Here is a 26,126-nt window from a genome sequence, read left to right as displayed (position 1 = left end):
GATTGCGGGACTTATCGCCTATCAATTGAAAGACAATAAGCCACAACTGAACATCACTAACGCAGAGTTTAATGCTATTGCAGTTATGGCTTGTTAAACCGATCTCAGGTTAACTAAGAAGTAGATCAGCAGTCTTATGGCTAAAACCTGTATATTCTTTACCATGTGACTGATTAAAGCAGTTCAAAAAATAACGACATAACGGTAAAATATCCTCCCGACGCTCTCTGAGCGGAGGAATCACCAACTCAATTACTTTCAATCGATAATATAGATCCTGACGAAACTCACCTAATTCAACGGCATGCTCCAGATTCTTATTGGTTGCAGATAACACTCGAATATCTACTTTAATCGTTTTATTATCCCCAATTTTACGCAGTTCTTTTTCCTGCAGGACACGTAAGAGTTTTACCTGCATTTGAGGGGATAATTCTCCAACTTCATCCAGAAACAAGGTACCGCCGTTAGCACTCTCGATTAACCCTATATGGGTGCTATCTGCGCCAGTATAAGCGCCTTTAGCATGGCCGAATAATTCGTTTTCTAATAAGTTTTCAGCCAATGCACCGCAGTTAATTGCAATAAAAGGTTTATTTTTACGGGGAGAATTGTCATGGATAAATTTAACAAGCTTCTCTTTACCGACACCACTTTCACCCGTCACTAGCACCGAAGTAGGAACTTTGGCCACATTGGCCGCCATATCTAAAAGAGCCTGCATTGCATAACTACTAGAAACTGGATAACCCTCCTCAGGGTTACCTAACTTTAGGGTGTAGTTAATTCTGTCTTGCATCGACTTAGGTAATGACTCATCCCACTTAAGAGCATCGTAGAGCTGGCACTCGACTGATTCATTACTGATATTGCCGTAAAATGGCAAAAATGGCGTAATTTCATCTCCCCACTCTTCTAGATAATTACCGCGAAGATGGCAATAATCATCCCCCCTAGCCTTACATTCATCTTCAATAAAATAAACTGTACGGCCTTCAACATTAGAAACATAGCCACTGGCAAACCCGATCTGCTCCCAACATACAACTTCGTCAGAAATCCCGCTCAATCGTAGATGTTGTTCAGCTTCATACAGCCCAATAAAATAGGTTTCAACCAAAGGTTTTTCTTTGATACCGTCACGGCGTTTACTACTAAGCACCTCGCCAAAACCATACATTGAACAGAGTAATGGCCCTAATTTACCATTGCGAGCTTCGGCCCAAGCATCCGGCATCTGCCGTTTTAGCCGTTCAGCAATCAACCAGCCTTTAGCAAAACCTGAACGTATAATGATAGACTTTGTAACATCAACTCCCAATGTCCGGCAAAGTTCCATCCGCTGTAAACCGTGGGAAAAAAGATCAGTTAAATATATTCGTTGCCCTAAAAAACTCATCGCCCCTCCGCGAGGTTTAAATGACAACAGTTCTCTCAAATCTAATTCCGATGTAAACACTTGCACTCCCCTTATTTACAACCGCAACTAAATATTAACTAACTTTAATCTTTTTTACTATGACCCCCCTCAATTAAAATTTTTAATTTAAATAAAAAATTTCTGACACTTAATTTAATAAGTGCCAGAAATATCAAAAAATAAGTTCAAATAGTAAATTATTTATTGCTAGGGAACTTTAAAATTAAAATCATGACAATTAGCACAGTAATCTTCTGATTCGCTATGTTCTCTATGACAATTCTCACACTCTAGCGTTATACCATAATGTGGTGAGTCATGTTTATCAGGCGCTCCATGATAATCCGTCTTTTTTTCAGGTAGTTTGTGGCAAGTAAGACATTGTTCCATCTCAACTGAATCAAAGGGTTTATTGATATGACAGCTATTACACTTTAATCCAGCCTCTTTATGGTGGAGTCTTATTTCATTAGCGGCTATGGCATTTGTGCATACTAACATTGCAGCCATGATTGCTAACTTATCTATTAGTTTCATCATCATTTATCCAATTAGTCGTAATAAATTTTGTTAAAAGGATTAGAATGAATACCTAATATAGGTTTGAAAGCGAGTCATATCCCCTTCATCACCGACCATATTTTCAACCTTACCAGCCATAACACCAACAGCATATTGTAAATCTTTAGTGATATCCCAATAAACATTGCTGTGCCAAGAGAAAGCGGTTTTATTCGCTATAGGGTTTAATACCCCTAATGCATAACCATCTTCATCCTGCTCGGAGTATCCAGCTCCAACTGTCAATTGCAAATCGGGTCTTAGAGCAAATATCACACCACCGGTAACACTTTGGTATTTAAGTGTTTCAATATCTCCGGTATCAGAAATTCCCGCGCCTGAGTTAAAGCCTAATCCAGCATAACGACCTATACCGTCACCATACATCACGCCCAACACAGCTTTATGTTCATCGCCTATTTTAAGGCTAGCATTAGCCGCCAGACCATAACCAAAGGCTGATTGTCCATCAATTTCAAATCGACGCAATACAGCTCTAGGGGAAAAAGTAATCAGCTCGTTACCATAAAAATACTTCACTACAACATCAGGTAATCTATCTTGGTTAGAACTACCACAATCAACATAGGTTGCAGGCCCCGCAGTACACATACCTAATGCTGGGTTTTCTATACTTACGGATACATATTGGCCTGATTGAATATCAAACTGATATTTAACTTGAGACTGACGAACGAAAGGATTACCCGGATCAGAAGAGAAGTCCATTGATGGCATAATGCCAGCAAAGTCCATGAAATTACTCCATGTTTGCCCAGCTAAAACTGAACTTCTTCCATTCTGTAACTTCATATAAGCATGACGGATCCGGAATCCATTGCTGTTAGACCAAGTAGGACCGTCAGCATCAATATCTGCGAAAAAGTCACCTTCAATATGAGAAGTTAAAGTACCGTATTCTGTTTCGGTAGAAGACTTAAGGAATAAACGGCTTTCACGGGCAGTCATATCTAGATCGCTCGATTCAGCATTAGATGTACCATCTATGGGTGTCGAATAAACACTGTAAAGATCGCCATTATAAGGCGCGGTTACAGTACCATCGTGATCATAGGTCATCATCAACTTAGCATAGCCACCTACTGTCAACTTGGTACCATTAACCTCAAAATCATAGGCATTGGCCTGAGTTGCTGCCAAAAGAAAAGTTGCAGAACAGCATAGCGCTAAGGTTGTAAATTGTGTTTTTAATGTTTTCATAATCAATTTCCAAATATTGATTGAATACCTAGAGCTATCACCCTAGGCGTATTCATTAAGCCTTCGCAGCCATTGTTCCGGCGATACGGCCAAATACAATGCAATCAGGAATAGCAACAGTACCTAAACGGCATGCTCCATGGGTACCACCCGTGATTTCACCTGCAGCAAACAAACCTGGAATCGGTTGGCGGGTTTCTATATTAATCACGCGACTTTCTGTATCAATTTCTATCCCCCCCATAGTATGGTGAGCCTTAGGCCAAAAACGGGCTGCATAGAATGGTGCTGTAGCCATCGATTTCTGCCCCATTTCAAGTGGCTTACCAAATTCAGGATCTTGGTTATTTGAGACGAAGTCGTTATATCGTTTAACCTGCGCTTCTAGCTCGGCATAAGGAATTTTATAAAATTCAGCGAGTTCTTTAATCGTGTCAAATTTGTGAACAACATTACGCTCAAGCAATTTACCCACCACGTGCTTAGCAGGCTGCATTCCAACTTCATCAACGATACAAATTGCTGGATGCCCGGTTTTAATGATTGCGTCTGCACGAATTTTACGGTCAGCTAATTCGTTAACAAAACGCTTGCCCGTTTCAGGATCAACCATAATTCCATGGGGATATGCTGCATAACCAGCAAAGATTGGAGCTAGACCAAAACCTTTTTCATCTGGAGACGCCCAAGGCCCAAGCTGGATCCAAGACAATTGAACAGGATTACCGCCGACACGAATTAACTCTTTCAGACATTCCGCAGTAGCACCTTTATGGTTAGTGGTATCAAGTTCAGAACCAAGACGCGGATCTTGAGTAGTACGGTACAATACGTCTGCAGCGAATCCTCCTGCAGCCATAACCACACCTTTATTGGCCTTTAAAAATTTCACATCTGTGGAATTTTCTTTTCCTTCACGGTATTTAGGAATAATCTCCAAACCGACTACGCGATTATCATCAACAATCAGGCGCTTAACGTAAATTTTCTTCTCAATCTTAACGCCAAGCTCCTCACATTTAGCAATCATTGGATCAACAAAACCTGAGCCAGACTGAATAGTCGTAGTGTGGGTACGAGGAACTGAATGGCCACCGAAGTGAGCTAATGTATCTTTGAACTTAACACCTAGGTAATCGCGGCACCATTCGAACGCTTCGTTACTTCTTTCTGCTACCATACGAGCTTGAACGGGATAATTTAGACCTAGACCAGCTTTAAACATATCATCTAGCATTAGGTCCACAGAATCTTTTACACCTTGGGTTTTCTGGATGTCACTTCCCATCACTGCCATGCCACCGCCATTAATGCTAGAATTCCCCCCCAGTACAGGCATTTTTTCTAGAACAATCACATTTGCACCAGCAAGCTTAGCTTCAATGGCTGCCGATAAACCGGCAAACCCACTTCCAACCACAACTACATCGTAGATTTCATCCCACTTCTTCGGAACACTGACAGTTGTTGCTTCTGCAGTCGACACTCCTAAACCTGCCAATGCAAGACCTGAAGTAGCAGTTGCTGCACCAGTAAATTTGAGGAAATTACGTCTAGAAAGATGTGCGGAATTTTTATTGTTGCTCATGTTCACCCCTTAATATTGTTAATCTTAATTAGTAATTAATTCTTAACTTGAAAATCAAAAATTATCTATCCGAGACAAAATAACAAAGGCAGTAAACATGCCAACATTAAAATAACAATAAGTGCATGATTTAAAATAAGTTAACAAATATTTATATTGTGAAAAAATTTATAATGAGAAAATTTTTATCAAAATAAAAATTAAAACAAAAACTTCTAGGTGACACAGTTCAAAATATCATTTAAGCCAATTAAATAACACCAACAAAGATATCCATCACATAAATATGAAATATGTGACAACAATTTTGATAGTATTTCTATATAGAGCTACAATATCTTTCCTATTAGACATGCACAGAAATCCATCGTTTAACATAATAGCCACTGAACCTCCATCTAAAAATGATAATATTCACACCTATATTTTCAAAAAAAATACACCTACATAGTAAATGTAAAAACAGATAATCATAATAGACCTGATATTAAACAGACTATTCGACATATACATTCAGATAAAAACAACTATTTATAAATTCAAATAAAAACTATTTAAGTGACAGGTGTTTTTATTTAACTCATTATTAATAACGCATCCACACGCTTACTTTAACGAGAAAAACAGCAGTATCCACCACCTTATTAATATCAATGACTAGTTCCACTACATCATTAACTACCATAGCTTGTAATAAATTTGAGATATTTCTAAATCGATACATTCATAATAGGTTAAAATCTGTAGCGCATAAAAATCACAATTTATATCACCTTGACTGCCTACAATACCCGCTGAAATTAAATTAATTTCCAACCAAATTTGCTTTCAAATAAAAATCTGGCTAACGAGAAGTAATCCCATAGTAGGTAAAATATCGCATTAAATATCTGTTCATTCAGCGGGAGTTCAAAGTGCTTTAGGCGAGGAGAAGACTTAAAGCCATGGTGGTACTCGGCTCTGACACCCTGCTTCGTCCTACCTCCTTAATCTATTTAGTCGTCTGTTTAAAGCCATTAATGCGGTTTAAAACGTGTGCCATATCATTAACATCAACTGCCCAAGGGGGGAGCTTCTCAGGCATTTTCCCCTTGTGCTGTATTAACTCCATTTCTGCGTCAATGTTCCTTGGATTGGAATGCCCGAGTAGCTTTGAACTGATTAGCTATTGAATGTGATTGGTAAATACTGAATTTCAATACCTCTGGATCCCTATTCGGTAATATAAGGTTTTTAATACAGATACAAAAAAGCCAGTCATATGACTGGCTTCATTTTTAAACTTAATCTAACTGCTATAAATTATTGCAATCTAACTACTTTACAACAGTTAAGTGACTACGGCGGTTAGGAGGCTGATCCGTCGGATCCGTTGGTTTATCAGTTGTATCAACAACAGATAAGACTGATTCGACTTCATCTTCCATCAGATACGCATCTTCAACATCGAAAACAGTACCAGCACCATTTTCACGGGCATAAATAGCAACAATCGACGCCATTGGCAGTAATACCTGTTGAGGTACGCCGCCAAAGCGTGCATTGAACTCCACAAACTCATTGCTAATTTGCAAATTGCCCACTGCGCCAGCAGCGATGTTTAACACTATCTGGCCATCCTTCACATACTGCTGTGGTACTTGGGTGCCTTTAACAAAGGCATCCACCACAACGTGAGGAGTTAATTGGTTATCCATCAACCAATCGTAGTAAGCCCTGAGTAAATAAGGACGATTTGGAGTCAAAGATTTCATTACATGCCCATACGCATTTCGCGTTCCGCTTCAGTTAATGAAGCTTTAAACGACTCACGTTCAAAAATACGTGTCATATACGCTTTGATGTCTTTCGCTACGCGGCTATCTAACTCAATCCCTAAAACAGGCAAGCGCCACAATAGTGGGCCAAGATAGCAATCCGCTAAGCCAAACTCTTCACTCATGAAGTAAGGCACTTCGCCAAACACAGGGGCAATAGCAACCAAGCTTTCAGTCAACTCTTTACGAGCGGCTTCAGCGCGATCGCCTTTGCGAATGCGATCAACCAGCGCATACCAGTCAGTATCGATGCGGTGCATCATTAAACGGCTCTGGCCGCGTGATACCGGATAGACTGGCATTAAAGGAGGATGAGGGAAACGCTCATCCAAATATTCCATGATAATGCGTGATTCGTACAAAACGAGTTCACGGTCTACCAAAGTAGGCACTGAGTTATATGGATTTACTTCGAGCAAATCCTCAGGCATTTCATTAGGGTCGACCTGTAAAACATCAACAGTAACCCCTTTCTCAGCTAACACGATACGTACTTGATGGCTATACAGATCATCAGCACCTGAAAACAGTGTCATGATAGAGCGTTTGTTGGCAGCAACAGCCATTGATACCCTCCAGAATCGAAATAAAACAAAAGTAAACGAGGGGCAAAGCCCCCCGTTTACACTATGCGGATATTACATTTTACCCGTTATTGGTGCCTAGTGTACATCTTTCCAATACTCTTTCTTCAAGAGGTAGGCCACAATAAAGAATATAAATAGGAATCCGAGTACCCACCAACCTAGTGCTTCACGCTCTAACTTAACGGGTTCTGCCGAATAGACTAAGAAGCCCGTGATATCACGTACCGCTTGATCGTATTCTTCTGCGTTCAATTTACCGCCAGTGACCACAATACTGCCATCTTCTTGCTTAACAGGTGTGCCTTGTAACTCTTCGAGTACATGGGGCATACCCACAGATGGGAATACTGTGTTATTCACGCCAAACGGACGACTAGGATCTTTATAAAAACCCTTTAAGTATGAATAGACCCAATCTTCGCCACGAACACGAGCAACTAAGGTTAAATCAGGTGGAGTAGCACCAAACCATTTAGCCGCATCTTTAGCTGGAATAGCGCTTTGCATCAGCTCACCAATTTTTGCATCGGTAAACATATACTTATTACGCATATCATCGGCTGAGATACCAATATCGGTCGCTACACGCTCATAACGCTGATATTGAGTGCTATGGCAACCTGAACAGTAATGTTGGAACAGGTCCACACCACGTTCTAGGGAAGCTTTATCATGCAAATCAATATTAGCACTTTCTAAATGCACTTGTTCGGTCGCGGCCATAGCCAACGTCGGCAACAAGGTAACTAATGCAATCAATAATTTTTTCATTAGTGTGTCAACCTCGCTGGAACAGGTTTAGTCTTTTCATTTTTACTGTATAACCACAGCGCCAAGAAGAAACCAAAATAAGTAACAGTAAATATTTGTGCAACTATCGTCAGCGTCGGCGTTGCAGGAACAACACCTAAGTAACCTAACACAATGAAAGAGATAGCAAATTGTGCAATGTTCAGCTTGTGTAACGTGCTACGATAACGAACTGACTTCACCTTACAGCGATCTAACCAAGGCAATACGAACAGCACTGCAATCGACAGCCCCATCATCACTACGCCGCCCAGTTTATCGGGTACCGCACGTAAAATGGCGTAGAAAGGAGTGAAGTACCATACGGGTGCAATGTGCACAGGGGTTTTCATTGAGTTGGCCGCTTCAAAGTTTGGCTTTTCAAGGAAGTAACCACCACCTTCTGGCATAAAGAACAACACATAACAGAACACTATCAGGAAGCCTGCAACACCCATGATGTCTTTTACTGTGTAGTATGGGTGGAATGGAATACCATCTACAGGCCAGCCATTCTCATCTTTGTTCTTCTTGATTTCGATACCGTCAGGGTTATTCGAACCCACTTCGTGCAGTGCAATTAAATGCAAGAACACGAGTACCACTAACACTAACGGCAGTGCGATAACATGCAGCGCGAAGAAACGGTTCAGTGTCGCACCAGAGATAACGAAGTCACCACGGATCCACAGGGTTAAGTCGTCACCAATAACAGGAATAGCACCAAACAGAGAAATAATGACCTGCGCGCCCCAATATGACATTTGACCCCATGGTAGCAAGTAACCCATAAAGGCTTCAGCCATCAACACGAGGAAAATCAACATACCGAATAGCCACAGTAGTTCCCTAGGCTTCTGATATGAACCGTAAATTAAACCACGGAACATGTGAAGATAGATCACGACGAAGAACGCTGAAGCACCCGTTGAGTGCATATAACGCAGCAACCAACCATATTCAACGTCACGCATGATGTATTCAACAGAAGCGAATGCGCCTTCTGCTGTTGGTACGTAGTTCATGGTTAACCAGATACCCGTTAGTAATTGGTTAACCAATACCAACATCGCCAGCGAGCCAAAGAAATACCAAAAGTTAAAGTTAGTTGGCGTAGCATATTGACCCACATGACGGTTATAAGTGGCCGTCATTGGAATACGAGCATCAATCCAATTAATTAAATTCTTAACCATTACGCCACTCCTTTATCTACACCGATAATCACGGTGCCACCATCAACATATTGATGTGGAGGGACAACTAGGTTCAATGGAGCAGGCACGCCTTGGAAAACGCGACCAGCCATATCGAACTTAGAGCCATGACATGGACAGAAGAAACCTGAAGTAACACCTTCAACTTGCTCACCAAACGAATCTGGTAAGTAAGTAGGCGAACATCCTAAGTGTGTACAAATACCGACAGCAATAAAATACTCTGGCTTAATTGAACGCAGAGGATTGGTTGCATAGTCAGGCTGCTGCATTTCTGCAGAGGCTGGATCTCTTAACTTATCATCATGTTTAGGCAGTGCATTGAGCACAGCTTCTGTGCGACGGACAACCCATACAGGTTTTCCACGCCACTCAACACGGATCAGCTGACCTGGCTCTACTTTACTGATATTTACTTCGACCGGTGCACCTGCAGCTTTCGCTTTGGCACTCGGATTCCATGACTTGATGAAAGGAACCGCTACAGCGACGGCACCAGCACCACCTACTACGGCGGTTGCGGCTGTCAGGAATCTGCGACGTCCGGTATCGACTGGCGCATTGCTCATCCACTTATCTCCCAGAGGGTGTTGGAATTTTTGTTTTTCAAAGACTTTCCGCCCGGGTCATCACCATGGGCAAAAATCGAAGTTTGAAGCGGGGCTCATTATAGCTAAAAATTAGAACCAGATCATAGTGAAAAGACGCAAGTAAGTTAGGGAGATTGCGTGTTTTTTAAAAAAAGTTCAAAAAAAGCACAACTATTAACCTATTTTAATCCATGTGAAAGATATTTTGAGCATGTCATCCTCGATAACGGCATAAAGGATGCATTGCTAATATGAATCAATCCCCACTTTTTATCCCAACCAATAGCCTTTAGATAAAAAAATAGGCTCTGCAATACAGAGCCTATTCAAAAAGCTTTAAACTATATTACTTCTTAGGTGATGTGCTCTTCATATATTTGAAGAACTCGCTATCAGGTTCTAACACCATGATATCTGAATTACCCGAGAAGCTAGCACGATAAGCCTCTAAACTACGTACAAAACCAAAGAATTCAGCATCTTTATTATAAGCATCAGCGTAAATCTTAGCGGCTAATGCATCACCTTCACCGCGAATAGTTAGCGCTTTACGTTCAGCTTCAGCAATCTTAACTGTGACATTAGCATCAATTGTCGCACGGATAATTTCAGATTGCTCTTTACCCTGTGCTCTATGCTCTTTTGCCACAGCCTGACGTTCAGCACGCATACGTTGATAGATACTGTTACTGACGTTTGCAGGCAAATTAATTTGCTTTACACGTACGTCAACAACTTGAATACCTAAGTCTTTTGCACTTTCAGAAGCATTTGCGAGCGCATCATTCTGCAACTCATCGCGCTTGCCAGAAACAATCTCTTTGATCGTACGGCGACCAAATTCGGTACGTAAATCGTTGTTTATCTTACGTTGTAATAGCGATTCAGCATTCGCTTTAATACCACCATTTGTGGACAAGTAGTATTTTTCGAAATCATAAATGCGCCACTTAACGTAGGAATCAACCATCAGATCTTTCTTCTCTGAGGTAACAAAACGATCAGCTGCACCGTCAAGTGTTTGAATACGAGCATCGAGTAATTTTACTTTATCGATCACAGGCACTTTGATATGCAAACCGGGATCGTAGACGCGGGTGACTTGCTTGCCATCAACGTCGTCTTTTAAAATTTCCCCGAAACGCGCTACGATAGCGCGCTCGCCCTCATTCACCACCATCAAAGATGACAAACCAATACCTAAGAGTACGGCGATAAGAATAATACCTAATCTACCCATGGATTAATCCCTCCCTTGGCGAGTACGATCATCGCGGGACGGACGTCCACTCAAAGGCTCACTACTAATGCGAGTCGCTGATACAGATGAAGAATTGACGTTCTGTTGAGGTTTAGGCTCAAGTTCAGGTGTCGCAGGCTTATCTTTCATTAGCTTATCTAACGGTAAGTACATCAAGTTGCCATTGTTCTTGGCATCGATAAGTACTTTGTTTGTATCCGTCATCACTTGCTGCATAGTATCGAGATATAAACGTTTACGAGTTACCTCAGGTGAAGCTTGATACTCAGGTAACAGCAACTCAAAACGAGCCACTTTACCGCGAGCTTCTAACACTTCACGCTCTTTGTAAGCGTTAGCCTGTTGTGCCATACGTTCAACTTCACCACGAGCTTTAGGTTCAATTTCACGAGCATAGGCTTCAGCTTCACGGATAAAGCGCTGTTCATCCTCTTGGGCTGATATCGCGTCATCGAAGGCGTCTTTTACTTCTTCAGGCGGACGCGCTGGCAAGAAGTTGACATCAACAACCGAGAGACCCAATTTGTACGGCTCAAGAATGCGTTCTAATTCTTTCCACGTGTCGCGGCGAATAGCATCACGGCCCGTAGTCAAAATATCGTCCATTTTGTTGTGACCAATCACATAACGCAGAGCGCTATCTGTTGCTTCACGTAAGCTGGCATTCGCATCGACTGCACTGAATAGGTATGAATAAGCATCTAAAATTCGATACTGTACATCCAGCTCTACCTTCACGACGTTTTCATCGGAAGTCAGCATACTACCAGACGCAGGAATAGAGCGAACCGATTGAATGTCGACGGGATAAATCTGGTCGATAAAAGTCGCTTTCCAATGAAGACCAGGACCAATCTCACCAATGTGTTTACCAAAGCGCAATGCCACACCACGCTCGGCCTCTTTAATTGTATAAAAACCCGAGAGTCCCCAAACAGCTAAAGCAATGGCAAGTATGATGATTAAGCTTAGCGAACTAAAAGATTGGCCTGAGCCAGTTCCTTTGCCGCCAAAGCGCTTTGAAAGATTACGAAAAACCTCATCAAGGTCCGGTGGTCCTTTGTCGTTACCACCTTTATTTCCCCAAGGATCATTACCCTTGTTACCGGGCTCATTCCAAGCCATTTAGCACTCCATAAGTGGATGAAATAAATTAGATTATTAACAAACATCCTTTTCTATCGACGCATCGAAGATAAAGGCTTCTAACTCACCCTGACTCTGTTTAGCTAATCGGCGCCAATCGGCGTCCGATAAACGAACAGACAAAATACAGTTCCCCAGATCGTCGTACTCTTTCTGCTGTATCGCATCCAGTCGATAAAACTGGCCAAGATAATGTCCAGCAGTTGCCGGAATTCTAAGTGTAAGCTCTCTAATCACCTTACCGATAAGCTCGGTAATCGCTTTCAACAGCAAATCAAATCCCAAACGCTTCTGTGCTGAAACCCAAACCCGAACGGGTTTGTCTTGATCATCATACTCAATTCGAGGTGTAACATCTTCGAGTAAATCGATTTTGTTACACACGATTAGTTGCATAACCTCATCGGCTTCGATGTCTTTCAACACAGATTGCACTTGTTCAAAATTATCCGTCATATTTTCATCTGCACAATCAACAATATGCAGTAATAGCTCGGCCTGACGAGTCTCTTGCAATGTTGCCTTAAAAGCGGCAACGAGATCATGTGGCAAATGACGAATAAATCCAACGGTATCCGCTAAAATAACGGCACCATCGGGTAAATCTAACTTTCTCAACGTGGGATCGAGCGTAGCAAATAGCTGATCAGCGGCATAAACGTCGGATGAGGTTAACGCATTAAATAGCGTAGATTTACCCGCGTTTGTGTATCCTACTAATGACACTGTTGGCATTTCGCTGCGTTTACGCGCACGGCGGCTCTGCTCACGTTGCTTATCAACCCGCTCTAGGCGTTTATTGATATTTTTAATGCGGCCCCTGAGAAGGCGTCTATCGGTTTCAAGCTGAGTTTCACCTGGGCCCCGTAAACCAATCCCACCTTTTTGGCGCTCAAGGTGAGTCCAACCACGCACAAGACGAGTCGACATATGGCGCAATTGCGCTAGCTCCACCTGCAACTTACCTTCGTGGGTCCGTGCACGCTGGGCGAAAATATCGAGAATAAGCGTCGTTCGATCGAGTACACGACACTGGCACACTTGTTCAAGATTACGCTCTTGAGCTGGGGTCAATGCGTGATTGAAAATAACCACATTAGCCTCAGTAGCAGCCACAAGTGCGGCTAATTCTTCGGCTTTTCCAGATCCCACAAAAAACTTGCGATCTGGAGAGCGTCGACTTCCAGTAATGACCCCGACAGAGCGGGCACCCGCTGATTCAACTAATAGCTGCAGTTCGACTAAGTCTTCTCGGCGTTCCTCATCGGAAAAGTCGATATGGACAAGAACCGCTGTCTCTCCCGCCTCATAACGATCAAACAAGAAGCAAACTCCTCAAATAACGCTTATTCGCCACTAGGCACATCATCTTGCGGACCATATCCACCCTGGGCATTTTGGTGACCAGTGACATTGAATGGGCGAGCAGGAACAACAGTAGAAATAGCGTGTTTGTAAACCATTTGGCTCACTGTGTTTTTCAACAGAATGACAAATTGATCAAACGACTCTACCTGTCCTTGGAGTTTAATGCCGTTTACTAAGTAAATTGATACAGGAACGCGCTCGCGGCGTAGTGCGTTCAAAAATGGGTCTTGTAAAGATTGCCCCTTAGCCATTTTATTATTTCCTTTTTAATTTATAAAAATAAATCTATATCAGTGAAGTTTTTTGTTTAGTTTTAGTATTATACAGCAAGGGCTAATAAGCTAGCGGCAATGACGCATAAGTGTAACTAAATTCCCCTCAGCACCACTTTCAAGCCAATTCAACTCTGGCCAACTACGCAACCATGTTAATTGACGCTTCGCTAATTGCCTAGTAGCTGCAACTGCTTTTTCGACCATAGTATCATAGTCGAACTCTCCATCGAGATATTGCCAACATTGTCGATAACCTACGCAACGCATTGATGGCAAATCTAAATGTAAGTCTCCCCTCGCCTTTAGCTGGGTCACTTCGCCAATAAAACCTTGCTGTAACATTGTGCGAAAACGCTGTGCAATTAAGTCGTGTAATACTTTGCGCTCACGGGGAGCAATGGCAAATTGCACCACATCGTAAGGTAAAGGTGCTGACTTAGTCTGTGTCAGCTCTGTTAGACTCTTGCCGCTTATTCTATAGACTTCCAGCGCTCTTGAAAGCCTTTGTGGATCATTAGGATGAATTCTTTCTGCCGACACGGGATCAATATCCCGTAATTGGTCATGCAATGTTTCCCATCCTTTCGCATCAGCCTCTGCCAGAATTTGCGCACGAATGGCTTCATTTGCACTCGGGAGTGGCGATAATCCTTCTAATAATGCCTTAAAGTACATCATGGTTCCGCCGACAAGTACTGGCGTTTTTCCCATGCTAATAATTTGTTCAATCTCAGCTAAAGCATCTGCTCTAAAATCGGCGGCAGAATAGCTTTCGCTGGGATCACGAATATCGATCAATCTGTGCGGCCCCCGTGCTAACTCTTCGGCAGAAGGTTTCGCACTGCCAATATCCATACCGCGATAAATCAATGCCGAATCAACAGAGATAATCTCACAGTTATGGTTTTCAGCTAATTCTAGTGCTAAAGCCGTTTTCCCTGAGGCGGTTGGCCCCATAAGAAATAACACTTTCGGCAGCAATTCTTTATTCACTTATTACTCTTCTAACCATGACTGCCAAGGTAAAGATATCGCTTGATTGGCAATATGCTGTCTTTTTTCATCAGTTAACAAGGAAAATGCCGCCCAGATTTCTGGTGCCGACACGAATCCAATTAAACTCTGTTTTGCCAGCCAACTAGCCAGTGCATTAGGCGATGGCGTCTCAAAACGTAGCGATTGTAACCACTCAGGTATCACCTTCGCTAATTGGGTGTCCCTCAGATATGGGGGCACTTTTTTAATTATCAACTGCTGGTAACGAATTGTAAGTTCTAAGCCTATTTGGCGTATTAATGGGTCATTTTCATCCAGTAATGATTGCCAATCTGCATCGGCGACAACCGACACCGGCATTAATAATGGTTGACCAATCAGACCCGTTGCAAGCTTAGCTTCTATCTCTTGGGAGCGAGTCGCCAATGCTACTGATTTTATGGGCAAGAGACTAAGATGATTTGCTTCTGTTATTACCCAATACTGGCCATCTAGGATAGGTGGCATAGATACTACTGGCTGATAATCTGTATCTTTTACGTTATAAGACGGCGTTTGCAATAAAGCGCCATAACTCGCTATTGCCGCCTTTGACGGTAACTCAGTGCGTTGCCGGGCTTCACCACCAGAGAAACTGCTTCGATGGCTATCCCTTGGTTGTGCCATACTGCCAAAAGCATTCGTCTGGATACCAAAGCCTGCACGCTCTGGCTCCACGGTTTGCTCTTGGGAATACTCAGCTAATCGACCTTCATAAGTAGTAGCATGACTCGCGTTATGAGTACGCTCAATAATGTCACTTTGATCACTTACGTTCTCAAGCTCAAATGACACTGATGGTTCAATCTCTTTGGAGAACTGCGCATCACCAAACACATCTTCAGTTTCGGTTGAATTGCCGTTTTTAGTCGGACTGAGTTCTCCAGCCTCTTCGAGGGCAGATTGTAGCGCTTGTAAAATATAATCATGAACATAACGGCTCTGATGAAATCGAACCTCATGCTTGGCTGGATGCACATTCACATCTACCTGATGGGGATCAATCTCTAGCATCAACACATAACCGGGTTGTTCAATCTCGGCTTTGCGTGCAAAAGCCTGGCGTACAGCATGATTCACCAAACGATCGCGAATTAAGCGGCCATTCACATAAAAATAGTGGGTGTCCGTTAATACTGGCGACCAAGGTGATTGCAAATAACCGCTTAGTCGCAAATCATCGTGTTGACACTCAATTTTTAAAGCTTGCTCAGCAAACTGCCGCCCTGAAACTTGTATCAGACGCTGTAAGTACTGTGCTTCGCTCACGGCAGGGCGATAGTTACGCACGGTTTTACCATTATGAGTCAAGGTAAAATGGATATCACCACGCACTAAGGCAATACGCTTTAACCACTCGTCAATGTGGGTGAATTCGGTTTTATCACTCTTTAAAAAGCGGCGTCTTGCTGGGGTATTAAAAAATAAATCAACCACTTCAATCGTGGACCCCACTGGATGCGCCGCTGGCATGACTTTAACCGCCATATCGACGCCTTCAGCATAGGCTTGCCATGCTTCGGTTTGTTCTTGCGTGCGTGAAGTTAAGGTCAATCGTGAAACGGAGCTTATACTCGCGAGTGCTTCGCCACGAAATCCAAAACTGAGTATGGCCTCAAGATCATCTAATGAATGTAACTTTGAAGTCGCGTGGCGCGACAAGGCCAAGGCCAACTCTTCCTTAGGAATACCTGAGCCATTATCACGAATTTTAATCAGCTTACTGCCGCCCTTATCGATTTCTATATCGACTCGTGTCGCACCCGCATCGAGACTATTCTCAACCAGTTCTTTAACCACTGAGGCAGGTCTTTCAACCACTTCACCCGCGGCAATTTGGTTAGCTAATTGCGGTGGTAAGATCTGAATGCCCATAGATTTCCTCATTTTAACTCTCTGGAATGACGAGCGTCTGCCCTAACTGCACAACGTCAGTTTTCATCCCGTTAGCACGTTTAATACTCGCCATGGGGACTTGATAACGCTGTGCAATGGCTGAAAGTGATTCACCTCGGGTAACTTTATGCTTCACTGTTCCAGAAGATTTAGCACTAGATTTTGAACTTGTTCCTGCAGATATAGAACTCGACCTAGTATTATTTTGTTTAGCTATCAGTGTATCTGCTGGCGCATTATTGTGGAAATATCGGTTCACCCCTTTATAAATGGCGGTGGCGATACTTTCCTGATGCTGACGACTGGATAATAGTCGCTCTTCCTTAGGATTAGAGATAAAGCCAGTTTCAACCAGAATCGATGGTATATCGGGTGACTTCAACACAGCAAAACTGGCCGACTCAGGCCGATTTTTATGTAACACAGTCACAGCACCTAAATCCTTGAGAATATCACCCGCAACAGCATGACCAATAGCCATGGAACTATTCATGGACATATCGAGTAGTGTCATCGCAAGATATTGTTCGTTATCGGTATTCTGGATAATCTCGCCCGCACCACCAAGTAGCTCAGAGTGCTTTTCTTTTTGCTCCAACCAGCGACCAATTTCACTGTTAGCACGACGCATCGACAATACCCACACAGACGCCCCACGGGGATTGGGCGAAGTAAAAGCATCCGCATGGATAGAAATCAGCAGATCCGCCTTACTATTGCGGGCAAGCTCAGAGCGCTTGTTTAAGTTAACAAAGTAATCACCACTGCGGATCATAATGGCACGCATTCCAGGTGTATCATTGATTTTACTAGCAAGGCGCTTAGATATTTCGAATACGACTTTTTTCTCATAGAGACCTGATGGACCAATTGAGCCGGGGTCATCGCCACCATGTCCAGCATCGATAGCAATCACAATATCACGGGAAGATTGCACGCTTTGATTGACGGATCTTTTTACTGGGCTTGAACTCACTACAGGTGGTGCCGTTGTCACGGTTTTATCCTCAAGGTCAACCACGAGACGATTACCATAGGGAGCGGTAACGGGTAGTGAAAACAAGTTAGCATTGAGCGGCTTAACAAGGTCAATCACCAGACGTAAATCACCTTTCGTTGGAGATTTACTGATGCGCACCCCTTTAACGAGCTTACTGTTATTATCGAGATTTTTAAGGCTGAGTTTGGTTGAGGTCTTTTTAAGGTCGACCACTAAACGATTAGGCCCTTCTATTGAGAAATAGGTGTAGTTGGGCGCTTCACTGAGATCAAACACCACACGGGTAGATTCAGGTGCAGCCCAAATACGCACACCTTCTAACCGATTTGCCCCGTGGGCTGATACAGTAAAAAAAGTGCACAAAAAAAGAGTAATAAGATGAAAATAATGATTATTTTTAGTCATTGTTGTTTTTATTTTATCGCGGCTAATAACTTTTCACCTGATTCAGACAGGGCTTGGATTTGGATTTCACGACCCGAATTTACATAACTCAAATGCAAATGCATATCGGCATCTGGCAACAAACCTTCCCCTTTATCTGGCCATTCCACTATGCAAAGACTCTTATCAGAAAAGTAATCGCGGATCCCCATAAACTCCAGTTCTTCAGGATCGTTTAGGCGATATAAATCAAAATGATAAACTTCGACACCGTCAAGTTCATAAGGTTCAACTAGCGTGTATGTAGGACTTTTTACAGCACCTTGATGGCCAAGTCCTTGAATTAACCCGCGACTCAATGTCGTTTTTCCTGCGCCTAAATCACCCGTTAAATACAGAGTTAACGGCGCTTGAATATGGCGAGCCAGTTTTTGCCCTACCGCAATAGTGTCGTCTTCATTATCTAAGAAAAAGGTTAACTCTGTCATTTCCGCTTATATCACTGCTGTTATTGATGGAGGAGGCAACTCAAGCACAAAAATTAAACCTCTTCGGTGCTTGAGTCTCACATACCGCCTAGAGTAAATCACTATTCACTAATTGGCGAATAAAAGGCATTAAATCACTTGCTAACATACCCCGCTCACCGTGTGCGGCCGCAAGATCGGCAGCGCTGCCATGAACAACCACGGCCACAATTGTCGCCTGCATGTTATCCATACCCTGTGCCATGAGCGCGCCTATAATACCAGATAACACATCCCCACACCCACCACTTGCAAGACCAGGGTTACCCACAGGCGCGACGACCATTGTCTTACCATCATAAATAACAGTACCCGCGCCTTTTAATAGCACAACCCCACCATACTTTTGCTGTATTGCGCGCGCGGCAGCAAACCTATCCTGCTCAATTTCAGCAACAGAGCAACCGAGTAAACGAGCAGCTTCACCGGGATGTGGTGTGAGTACCCAGTTATTTTGACAGCGAGGTTCATGGCTAAGAAGATTTAACGCATCAGCATCTAACACACAGGGTTTATCACTCAACCCAGCGGCCTTAAACAAGTTATAACCCCAATCATGCTTACCCAAACCAGGTCCAAGCACAATCACCTGCGCCCAACCGAGGCGAAGATACACTTCCATATCAACCAGATCGCAGCCCCAAAACATCAATTCAGGGCGAGAAACATTCACAGTGAGTTGATGTTCAGGACGGCTGATCACAGTAACAAGCCCTGCTCCCGCCCGTAAACATGCCTCACTCGCAAGACGGATCGCGCCTGCCATACCAAAGTCACCACCGATGACAGTCACCTTGCCAGACTGACCTTTATGGCTATCTCGTGCCCGAGCCGCAAAGTAATCTTTAAGGATTTCGCGTCCAACACGCTGCACGCTGGATTGGGTAAAAAATGGGGTTAAACCTAATTCGGCAAACTCGATAAATCCACTATGATGCCGTGCTTTGCTGGTAAGTAAGCCTTGCTTTATACCACCAAAACAGAGGGTAACATCCGCCATTACCGCAACATTAGCCACAGCACCCGTATCCGGATTAATCCCCGACGGTAAATCGAGACTGAGCACCCAAGCTGAACTTTGATTAACAGCCTTAATTAATTGGGCGATGTCATCACGTACTTCGCCTCGCACACCCGTCCCTAATAAGCCATCAACGATAATTTCAGCTTCTGAAATCACATTAATATCTATTTCTTGAGTTAAACCACCTTGGTTAACGTAGGCTGTGAGTGCCCGCTCATACTCCACACTACCTGTCGTTTTAGTCAGTATCACGGAAACAACATTACCCGCTTCGAGTGCGAGGCGTGCACAGACTAAGGCATCAGCACCATTGTTACCACTGCCAACAAGCATAAGTAGAGGGGTTGATTCTGTATTGTGCTCTGTTGCAATATGTTTTGCTAAATATTGAAACGCCGCATATCCAGCCCTCTCAACCAGCTCATAAAGTGTCACTTCACCCTGTGCAACAGCGAGTAGTTCAGCCTCCCTAACTTGCTGCTGGGTATAAAGCGCCGTGGGTAATCTAGATAAATCTTGTGCCATAGAGGATCTCCTGCGCTATTAAAAATGAATTTCAAGGTGAGACACTATAAATTTGCCATCAGGCCCTTAAATGATTACAACCTATCAATCTGATATCCCCAATTGAGGAAGTCGAAGTTAAAATCAACCGATAGTTCAGGAAAGTAACAAAATTCGCTCTCTAAAATCATGACGTAAATCAGTTGATACGCAAAAATGCGCTTAAAGTCCCACAATCCACGAATTTGAGATGCCTATAGAGACAACAAAGCCAGCACTATGCTGGCTTTGTAAAGTGAATGGCAATACAGGAGATTTAGATATCATCCATCCGAATAGTGCTATGCACTAGGCGTTGCTGTTGCGTTTTTTCCACCCGGATCAAATTCGCTAACGCATTACGCGCATCTTCCGCCGTGGTTGAGTTAAGTGTTTTTTCTAACAAGCCTATCAGGCGATTTTCTAAGTCTAAGTGTAAATTGAGCACATCGTCTTCATTCATATTTGCAGGCAACATAGTATCTTGGCAATGCTTAGTAAAGTCTTCAAAGGTAAAGTCTTTATACCAAGTATCAAGAATACGATGTGGTGCATCGTCCATGTAATCGCGCAGTTTCTCAGCCATAGTTTTTTGATGCGATTCAAAATACTCCAACATCATTTTCACACGAGCCGAATCGGCTTGATTGATAAGACGACCATAGAGTTGCGCCATATCTAAGCGGCAATTTGCCACATACTCAAGTAGATCACGTAATTGTTGAATACGCATATAAAACACTCCACTGTCAGGCCAACAACTTGGCACTATTAACTTTGTCTGGGTTCATTATGTAAGTAAACGCATTACGATTATTTGAACAAGGTCATAGTTTATCTTTCTCATATCCATCTAATTTAGGAAAACTTGAATAAACAAGGTGCAGATCACGCACCTAAATCCTATCACACTGTTTGTATAAGATAGAAAAACCAAAAGAGATCTTATACCAATCACATTGGCTATGTTCACATTAACTGTGTCTGCATAGCCAAAATACTATTGGTATTAAAACACATCACTGAACCTCTAGTGCTAAATGGACATTTTGCGTTCAGGCAAGCTCGATAGACTTTGGAGAGCCTTTGCTGGCGAATGGTGAGTCTAAGAGGGAAGTTGGATTGTTTTTAGGAAGTTGGGGCTGAATTGAGAGTTTGCAGCAGACGGTACTTAATCAAGACTGGTATAAATGAAACAATAGAGAGGACTATTTGGGAAATCGTAGCGATATGATTTTAATCAAGAGCAGTTCGAACCGATGACCTATACCTTGAAAAAGAAAGGTATCGCCATATTAAGAGCGCAAATGAGCTAATATCGCATAATTTGGAGCGACATATCGGGTTCGAACCGATGACCTATACCTTGGCAAGGTATCGCTCTACCAACTGAGCTAATGTCGCGTAATCTGTATTAATGATTTGATGAATCACTAAGTTTTAATTTGGAGCGACATATCGGGTTCGAACCGATGACCTATACCTTGGCAAGGTATCGCTCTACCAACTGAGCTAATGTCGCATAATTATCGCTGTCACATTTGCCTTCAACATTCACAAAGGTATCGCCTATCAACCTTTATCAACTGAGCTAATGTCGCATAATTTGTATTAATGACTTGGTAAATCATTAAGTTTTAATTTGGAGCGACATGATTTTAATCAAGAGCGGTTCGAACCGATGACCTATATCTTGAAAAAGAAAGGTATCGTCATATCAAAACCACAACTGAGCTAATGTCGCATTTCACATTTTAAGACTGTGATAGTCTTGAATTTGGAGCGACATATCGGGTTCGAACCGATGACCTATACCTTGGCAAGGTATCGCTCTACCAACTGAGCTAATGTCGCATAATTATCGCTGTCACATTTGCCTTCAACATTCACAAAGGTATCGCCTATCAACCTTTATCAACTGAGCTAATGTCGCGTAATCTGTATTAATGATTTGGTGAATCACTAAGTTTTAATTTGGAGCGACATGATTTTAATCAAGAGCGGTTCGAACAGATGACCTATACCTTGAAAAAGAAAGGTATCGCCATATCAAAACCACAACTGAGCTAATGTCGCATTTCACATTTTAAGACTCTGATAGTCTTGAATTTGGAGCGACATATCGGGTTCGAACCGATGACCTATACCTTGGCAAGGTATCGCTCTACCAACTGAGCTAATGTCGCATTCAATCTAAATGACCAGAACATCTCTGTTTGCATCAAAAAGTTGAGGCCGCATTATATGAAAAATTCATGCGGCTGCAACCCCTTCTTACAGATTTATCTGCTGATCGGTCAAATTTTAAATACTTTGTTGCGGTAATACTGTAATTCGGCGATCGATTCTTGAATATCTTGCAGTGCTTGGTGGGTGTTTTGCTTTTTAAACCCCTCCATGGTTTCTGGGCTCCAGCGCTTGACCAGCTCTTTTACTGTACTCACGTCAAGATTGCGATAATGGAAATAATCCTCTAGTTCACGCATATAACGATTTAGGAAACGTCGGTCTTGGCCAATACTATTACCACACATAGGTGAAGCGCCTTTAGGTACATATTGCTCTAAAAAAGCAATCGTCTTCGCCACAGCTTGTGCTTCATTATCTTGACTGGCTCGAACGCGATCAATCAACCCAGACTCACCATGGTGCTTTTGATTCCAATCATCCATTCCTGCAAGCACTTCATCTGGCTGATGAATGGCTATCACGGGGCCCTGACCTATGATATTGAGTTCTTGATCCGTCACTAGAGTGGCAATTTCAATGATTCTGTCGACATCGGGTTCTAACCCAGTCATTTCTAGATCGATCCAAATGAGATTATTTACATCCGCCGTCATAAATCAGCCTTATCATGTCAGTTAGCCTAAATTCAGGCTTTTTTATTCAAGAGCGTGTATCATACTGCTTTTTTCCAACACAAAAAATCATCTAATTGACGAAGACGAATCAGTGAGTAAAAAGAAACCCCTAAGCCAAGGTCAATTACGCCGTATGCGTGCTAATCACGAGAAGCGACTCAATCGTGACAGCGGCGAAAAAAATACGCCAGAGTTACAGGATAGTTCACTCGATGCCGAACAACCCGGTACTGTGATTTCCCGTTTTGGCCAACATGCCGATATTGAAACCGAAGACGGCCAAATAGTACGATGTAACATTCGTCGAACTATTAATAGCTTAGTCACAGGTGATAAGGTCGTCGTACGCTTAGCCATTGAGAGCCAAGCGAATAGTGGTATTGCCGGTATCGTTGAAGCCGTGCACCCAAGACGATCTTCACTTACGCGTCCAGATTTATACGATGGCGTAAAAATTATCGCTTCGAATATCGATCAAATCTTGATTGTATCTTCAGTTTTACCCAGTTTTACCACCCAAATTATCGACCGCTATTTAGTCGCCGCCGAAGATACCAATATTCCACCTATCATTATTTTAAATAAAATTGACCTATTAAACCCTGAAGAAGCACCAGCAATCGAAGCCGCACTTAAACGCTATCAGAACATTGGTTATCCTGTGTATAAAGTCAGTAGCAAGTTAGGTGAAGGTATAGATACCATCAAAGGTTTGCTTAAAGACAAAGTCAGTGTATTTGCCGGACAATCTGGTGTAGGGAAATCTTCGATAATCAACGCGCTACTACCTGATGCAGATTTATTAGTGGGCGATGTCTCTGATAACTCAGGCCTAGGGCAACACACAACCACCACAGCTAAATTGCTACATTTAGCCAGCGGGGGCGATTTAATTGACTCACCTGGCGTGCGCGAATTTGCTCTTTGGCACTTACCCGCACAGCGAGTAGGTTGGTGTTTTATTGAATTCCGTGAGTTTCTAGGTGGCTGTAAATTCCGCGACTGCAAACACGGTGACGACCCAGGTTGTGCATTAAAAGTCGCAGTTGATGAAGGTAAAATTAGTGAAGATCGCTTCAACAATTACCATCGCATTATCGCCAGTCTTGATGAACAACGCCATGCTCGGCAGTTCCGTGCGGCCACCGATGAATAACGACTTATTGATAAATAACAATGGTCTCAGTAAAACTTGAGCAGAAAGGTAAGAAAAGGAATTAAAATTGGATAAAGTCAAAATTGCCCTGCAGTACATGCTGCCAAAACATTTATTGTCACGTTTAGTTGGCAAACTGGCTGCGGCCAAAGCTGGCGCATTAACAACCGCCGCCATTAAATGGTTTATCAAACAGTATAAAATCGACATGAGCGAAGCGGCGCACAGCGAGCCGCAGGCCTATAAAAGCTTTAACGACTTTTTTACCCGTGCATTAAAACCAGGTATTCGTCCGATAAACCAAGATGCCAATATTATGGTGCATCCGGTTGATGGTGCAGTCAGCCAACTCGGCCCAATAAAAGACGGTCGTATCTTCCAAGCCAAAGGTCACCATTACTCATCACTGACTTTACTCGGCGATCAAGCCCAAGACGCTAAACGTTTTGAAGATGGCGATTTTGCGACAATTTACCTAGCACCGAAGGATTATCACCGCATCCATATGCCGATAAAAGGTACATTATCAAAAATGACCTACGTTCCCGGTGAGTTATTTTCGGTTAACCCGCTAACCGCCAGACACGTACCCGGCCTTTTTGCTCGTAACGAACGTGTGGTCGCGATTTTTGAAACCGCACAGGGTCCATTAGCCATGGTATTAGTCGGTGCCACCATAGTTGCCAGTATTGAAACCGTATGGGCCGGCACAGTCACGCCTCCGACAGGTAAGCAAGTCTTTACTTGGGAATATCCCACAGTTGGCCCTGATGCCATCACCTTAGACAAGGGGGATGAAATGGGTCGATTCAAGTTAGGCAGTACTGTGGTAATGTTATTTGCAAAAGACGCTATCGATACCTTCGCCGAAGGAGTTGAAGCCGAAGCAATAACACGTATGGGACAGGCCTTTGCAAATCTTAATCATGTTAAGCAAGCGGACTAATCTTTCTTGGCTTCAACATCTAAACCTTCAGGATTAATTGAATTACACTTAGCTGTGCTGATGTTTGGTGGCACAGCTTTGTTTTCTAAGTTGATCCCATTAAGCGCCCTTGATATCACTTTTTTGCGCTGTATCGTAGCCACAGTTGTTTTAGCTTTATTGGTTAAATTCAGTCGTAAGTCGCTAGGCTTAGCAAGCAAACAAGATTACCTCATTGCTATCGCACTTGGCGTTATTGTCAGTCTCCATTGGGTTACTTACTTTGCGGCCATGCAGCTCTCCTCCGTTGCTATTGGCATGATTGCATTTTTCACCTATCCCGTGATGACTGTCATTGCCGAACCCCTGTTGACAGGCAATAAAATCAAATTACTCGATATGATAAGCGGAATTTTAGTTTTTATTGGGGTGATATTACTGATCCCGGAGGCAAACCTTGGCAATGACACCACCTTAGGCATCGCCATTGGTATTCTCTCTGCCATGTTATTTACCGCCCGAAATCTGCTGCAAAAACGCTACTTTACTCAGTACAGCGGCCCACATGCTATGTTTTACCAAACCTTAGTGGCGGCTGTGTTTCTTATGCCTTGGCATGAAACACAACTTAATAGCATCTCCTTGGAAGTATGGGGATTAATCATTCTACTTGGCATAGTATTTACCGCGGCGCCACATGCACTATTTACTTCAGCCCTAAGACAATTAAGTGCAAAAACCGTTGGACTAGTCTCGTGTCTACAGCCTTTTTATGGTGCGATGCTGGCGCTGATTATTTTAGGTGAAACCTTAAATCTCAACACCCTCATTGGCGGGACTATCATAGTCGCTACCGCCATCTTTGAAACCCATCAATCCCATCAGTCGCAAAGGCGAAAAAAGAGTATCTGAAACATACCAATCTAGCCCTA

23 protein-coding genes, 5 tRNA genes and 1 pseudogene are annotated in these 26,126 nt (G+C 42.9%); 4 read left to right on the top strand and 25 right to left on the bottom strand.

Annotated features, from left to right (window positions below):
• A pseudogene (locus L2744_RS05450) lies at positions 1-97 on the top strand (IS982 family transposase); the annotation flags it as partial.
• A 12-nt stretch (positions 98-109) separates the two neighbouring features.
• Here the strand turns inward: L2744_RS05450 and L2744_RS05445 are convergent.
• The 25 genes from L2744_RS05445 to orn form a co-directional block, all read right to left on the bottom strand.
• On the bottom strand, positions 110-1,459 hold the full coding sequence (locus L2744_RS05445; protein ID WP_312018320.1) for a sigma-54-dependent Fis family transcriptional regulator: 1,350 nt from the start codon (positions 1,457-1,459) through the stop codon (positions 110-112).
• Positions 1,460-1,627: 168 nt separating this feature from the next.
• Positions 1,628-1,921: a cytochrome c3 family protein gene (locus tag L2744_RS21715; RefSeq protein WP_376711935.1), complete on the bottom strand. Its 294-nt coding sequence runs from the start codon at positions 1,919-1,921 to the stop codon at positions 1,628-1,630.
• Positions 1,922-1,999: 78 nt separating this feature from the next.
• Positions 2,000-3,202 (bottom strand): DcaP family trimeric outer membrane transporter, encoded by a 1,203-nt coding sequence (locus L2744_RS05440; RefSeq protein ID WP_248990949.1) that lies wholly within the window; start codon positions 3,200-3,202, stop codon positions 2,000-2,002.
• Positions 3,203-3,257: 55 nt separating this feature from the next.
• The gene (locus L2744_RS05435; protein WP_248990948.1) at positions 3,258-4,790 is read right to left on the bottom strand and encodes a flavocytochrome c; all 1,533 of its coding nucleotides are present in this window, start codon (positions 4,788-4,790) and stop codon (positions 3,258-3,260) included.
• A 1,316-nt stretch (positions 4,791-6,106) separates the two neighbouring features.
• Positions 6,107-6,544 (bottom strand): ClpXP protease specificity-enhancing factor, encoded by a 438-nt coding sequence (locus tag L2744_RS05430; RefSeq protein WP_248990947.1) that lies wholly within the window; start codon positions 6,542-6,544, stop codon positions 6,107-6,109.
• Positions 6,544-7,173: a stringent starvation protein SspA gene (sspA, locus tag L2744_RS05425; RefSeq protein WP_011788049.1), complete on the bottom strand. Its 630-nt coding sequence runs from the start codon at positions 7,171-7,173 to the stop codon at positions 6,544-6,546. The genes L2744_RS05430 and sspA overlap by 1 nt, the downstream gene beginning before the upstream one ends.
• A gap of 96 nt (positions 7,174-7,269) precedes the next feature.
• Entirely contained in the window at positions 7,270-7,965 is a 696-nt protein-coding gene (locus L2744_RS05420) for a cytochrome c1 (protein ID WP_248990946.1), read from the bottom strand.
• A complete protein-coding gene (locus L2744_RS05415; RefSeq protein WP_115017094.1) occupies positions 7,965-9,179 on the bottom strand; it encodes a cytochrome b in 1,215 nt (404 codons plus the stop codon). The genes L2744_RS05420 and L2744_RS05415 overlap by 1 nt, the downstream gene beginning before the upstream one ends.
• Entirely contained in the window at positions 9,179-9,769 is a 591-nt protein-coding gene (gene petA, locus L2744_RS05410) for a ubiquinol-cytochrome c reductase iron-sulfur subunit (RefSeq protein ID WP_248990945.1), read from the bottom strand. Before petA ends, L2744_RS05415 begins: the two co-directional genes overlap by 1 nt.
• Positions 9,770-10,136: 367 nt before the next feature.
• Positions 10,137-11,030, bottom strand: a complete 894-nt coding sequence (hflC, locus tag L2744_RS05405; protein ID WP_248990944.1) for a protease modulator HflC — start codon at positions 11,028-11,030, stop codon at positions 10,137-10,139.
• Positions 11,031-11,033: 3 nt separating this feature from the next.
• Complete coding sequence (gene hflK, locus L2744_RS05400; RefSeq protein WP_248990943.1) at positions 11,034-12,176, bottom strand: FtsH protease activity modulator HflK; 1,143 nt, start codon at positions 12,174-12,176, stop codon at positions 11,034-11,036.
• A 36-nt stretch (positions 12,177-12,212) separates the two neighbouring features.
• Positions 12,213-13,520, bottom strand: a complete 1,308-nt coding sequence (gene hflX / locus L2744_RS05395; protein WP_248990942.1) for a ribosome rescue GTPase HflX — start codon at positions 13,518-13,520, stop codon at positions 12,213-12,215.
• A gap of 23 nt (positions 13,521-13,543) precedes the next feature.
• Positions 13,544-13,816: an RNA chaperone Hfq gene (hfq, locus tag L2744_RS05390; RefSeq protein WP_011788042.1), complete on the bottom strand. Its 273-nt coding sequence runs from the start codon at positions 13,814-13,816 to the stop codon at positions 13,544-13,546.
• Positions 13,817-13,906: 90 nt separating this feature from the next.
• Positions 13,907-14,833, bottom strand: coding sequence for a tRNA (adenosine(37)-N6)-dimethylallyltransferase MiaA (gene miaA / locus L2744_RS05385; protein ID WP_248990941.1), 927 nt, complete (start codon positions 14,831-14,833; stop codon positions 13,907-13,909).
• A gap of 3 nt (positions 14,834-14,836) precedes the next feature.
• Positions 14,837-16,750, bottom strand: a complete 1,914-nt coding sequence (gene mutL, locus L2744_RS05380; protein ID WP_248990940.1) for a DNA mismatch repair endonuclease MutL — start codon at positions 16,748-16,750, stop codon at positions 14,837-14,839.
• 13 nt (positions 16,751-16,763) lie between these two features.
• A complete protein-coding gene (locus L2744_RS05375; protein WP_248990939.1) occupies positions 16,764-18,176 on the bottom strand; it encodes an N-acetylmuramoyl-L-alanine amidase in 1,413 nt (470 codons plus the stop codon).
• 8 nt (positions 18,177-18,184) lie between these two features.
• Complete coding sequence (tsaE, locus tag L2744_RS05370; protein WP_248990938.1) at positions 18,185-18,643, bottom strand: tRNA (adenosine(37)-N6)-threonylcarbamoyltransferase complex ATPase subunit type 1 TsaE; 459 nt, start codon at positions 18,641-18,643, stop codon at positions 18,185-18,187.
• An 88-nt stretch (positions 18,644-18,731) separates the two neighbouring features.
• Positions 18,732-20,231: an NAD(P)H-hydrate dehydratase gene (locus L2744_RS05365; RefSeq protein ID WP_248990937.1), complete on the bottom strand. Its 1,500-nt coding sequence runs from the start codon at positions 20,229-20,231 to the stop codon at positions 18,732-18,734.
• A gap of 295 nt (positions 20,232-20,526) precedes the next feature.
• Positions 20,527-20,982, bottom strand: coding sequence for a ferritin family protein (locus tag L2744_RS05360; RefSeq protein WP_248990936.1), 456 nt, complete (start codon positions 20,980-20,982; stop codon positions 20,527-20,529).
• Between the two features lie 595 nt (positions 20,983-21,577).
• Positions 21,578-21,653, bottom strand: a tRNA-Gly gene (locus tag L2744_RS05355).
• A 42-nt stretch (positions 21,654-21,695) separates the two neighbouring features.
• Positions 21,696-21,771, bottom strand: a tRNA-Gly gene (locus L2744_RS05350).
• A 256-nt stretch (positions 21,772-22,027) separates the two neighbouring features.
• Positions 22,028-22,103, bottom strand: a tRNA-Gly gene (locus tag L2744_RS05345).
• A 121-nt stretch (positions 22,104-22,224) separates the two neighbouring features.
• Positions 22,225-22,325: transfer RNA gene (locus L2744_RS05340), tRNA-OTHER, on the bottom strand.
• A 34-nt stretch (positions 22,326-22,359) separates the two neighbouring features.
• Positions 22,360-22,435 (bottom strand) — tRNA-Gly (locus L2744_RS05335).
• A 111-nt stretch (positions 22,436-22,546) separates the two neighbouring features.
• On the bottom strand, positions 22,547-23,092 hold the full coding sequence (gene orn, locus L2744_RS05330; RefSeq protein WP_248990935.1) for an oligoribonuclease: 546 nt from the start codon (positions 23,090-23,092) through the stop codon (positions 22,547-22,549).
• A gap of 112 nt (positions 23,093-23,204) precedes the next feature.
• Here orn and rsgA point away from each other — a divergent pair, with 112 nt between their 5' ends.
• From rsgA to L2744_RS05315, 3 genes are all read left to right on the top strand, one after another.
• Positions 23,205-24,269, top strand: coding sequence for a small ribosomal subunit biogenesis GTPase RsgA (rsgA, locus tag L2744_RS05325; protein ID WP_248990934.1), 1,065 nt, complete (start codon positions 23,205-23,207; stop codon positions 24,267-24,269).
• Positions 24,270-24,336: 67 nt separating this feature from the next.
• Positions 24,337-25,215: an archaetidylserine decarboxylase gene (gene asd / locus L2744_RS05320; protein ID WP_248990933.1), complete on the top strand. Its 879-nt coding sequence runs from the start codon at positions 24,337-24,339 to the stop codon at positions 25,213-25,215.
• 6 nt (positions 25,216-25,221) lie between these two features.
• The gene (locus L2744_RS05315; RefSeq protein ID WP_283103887.1) at positions 25,222-26,106 is read left to right on the top strand and encodes a DMT family transporter; all 885 of its coding nucleotides are present in this window, start codon (positions 25,222-25,224) and stop codon (positions 26,104-26,106) included.
• The last annotated feature ends 20 nt before the right edge of the window (positions 26,107-26,126 follow it).

The sequence above is a fragment of the Shewanella profunda genome, from assembly GCF_023283765.1.
Taxonomy (GTDB): Bacteria; Pseudomonadota; Gammaproteobacteria; order Enterobacterales; family Shewanellaceae; genus Shewanella; species Shewanella profunda.
The sequence above is the reverse complement of the archived record's forward strand: the minus strand, read 5'-3'. Positions and strand labels throughout refer to the sequence as shown.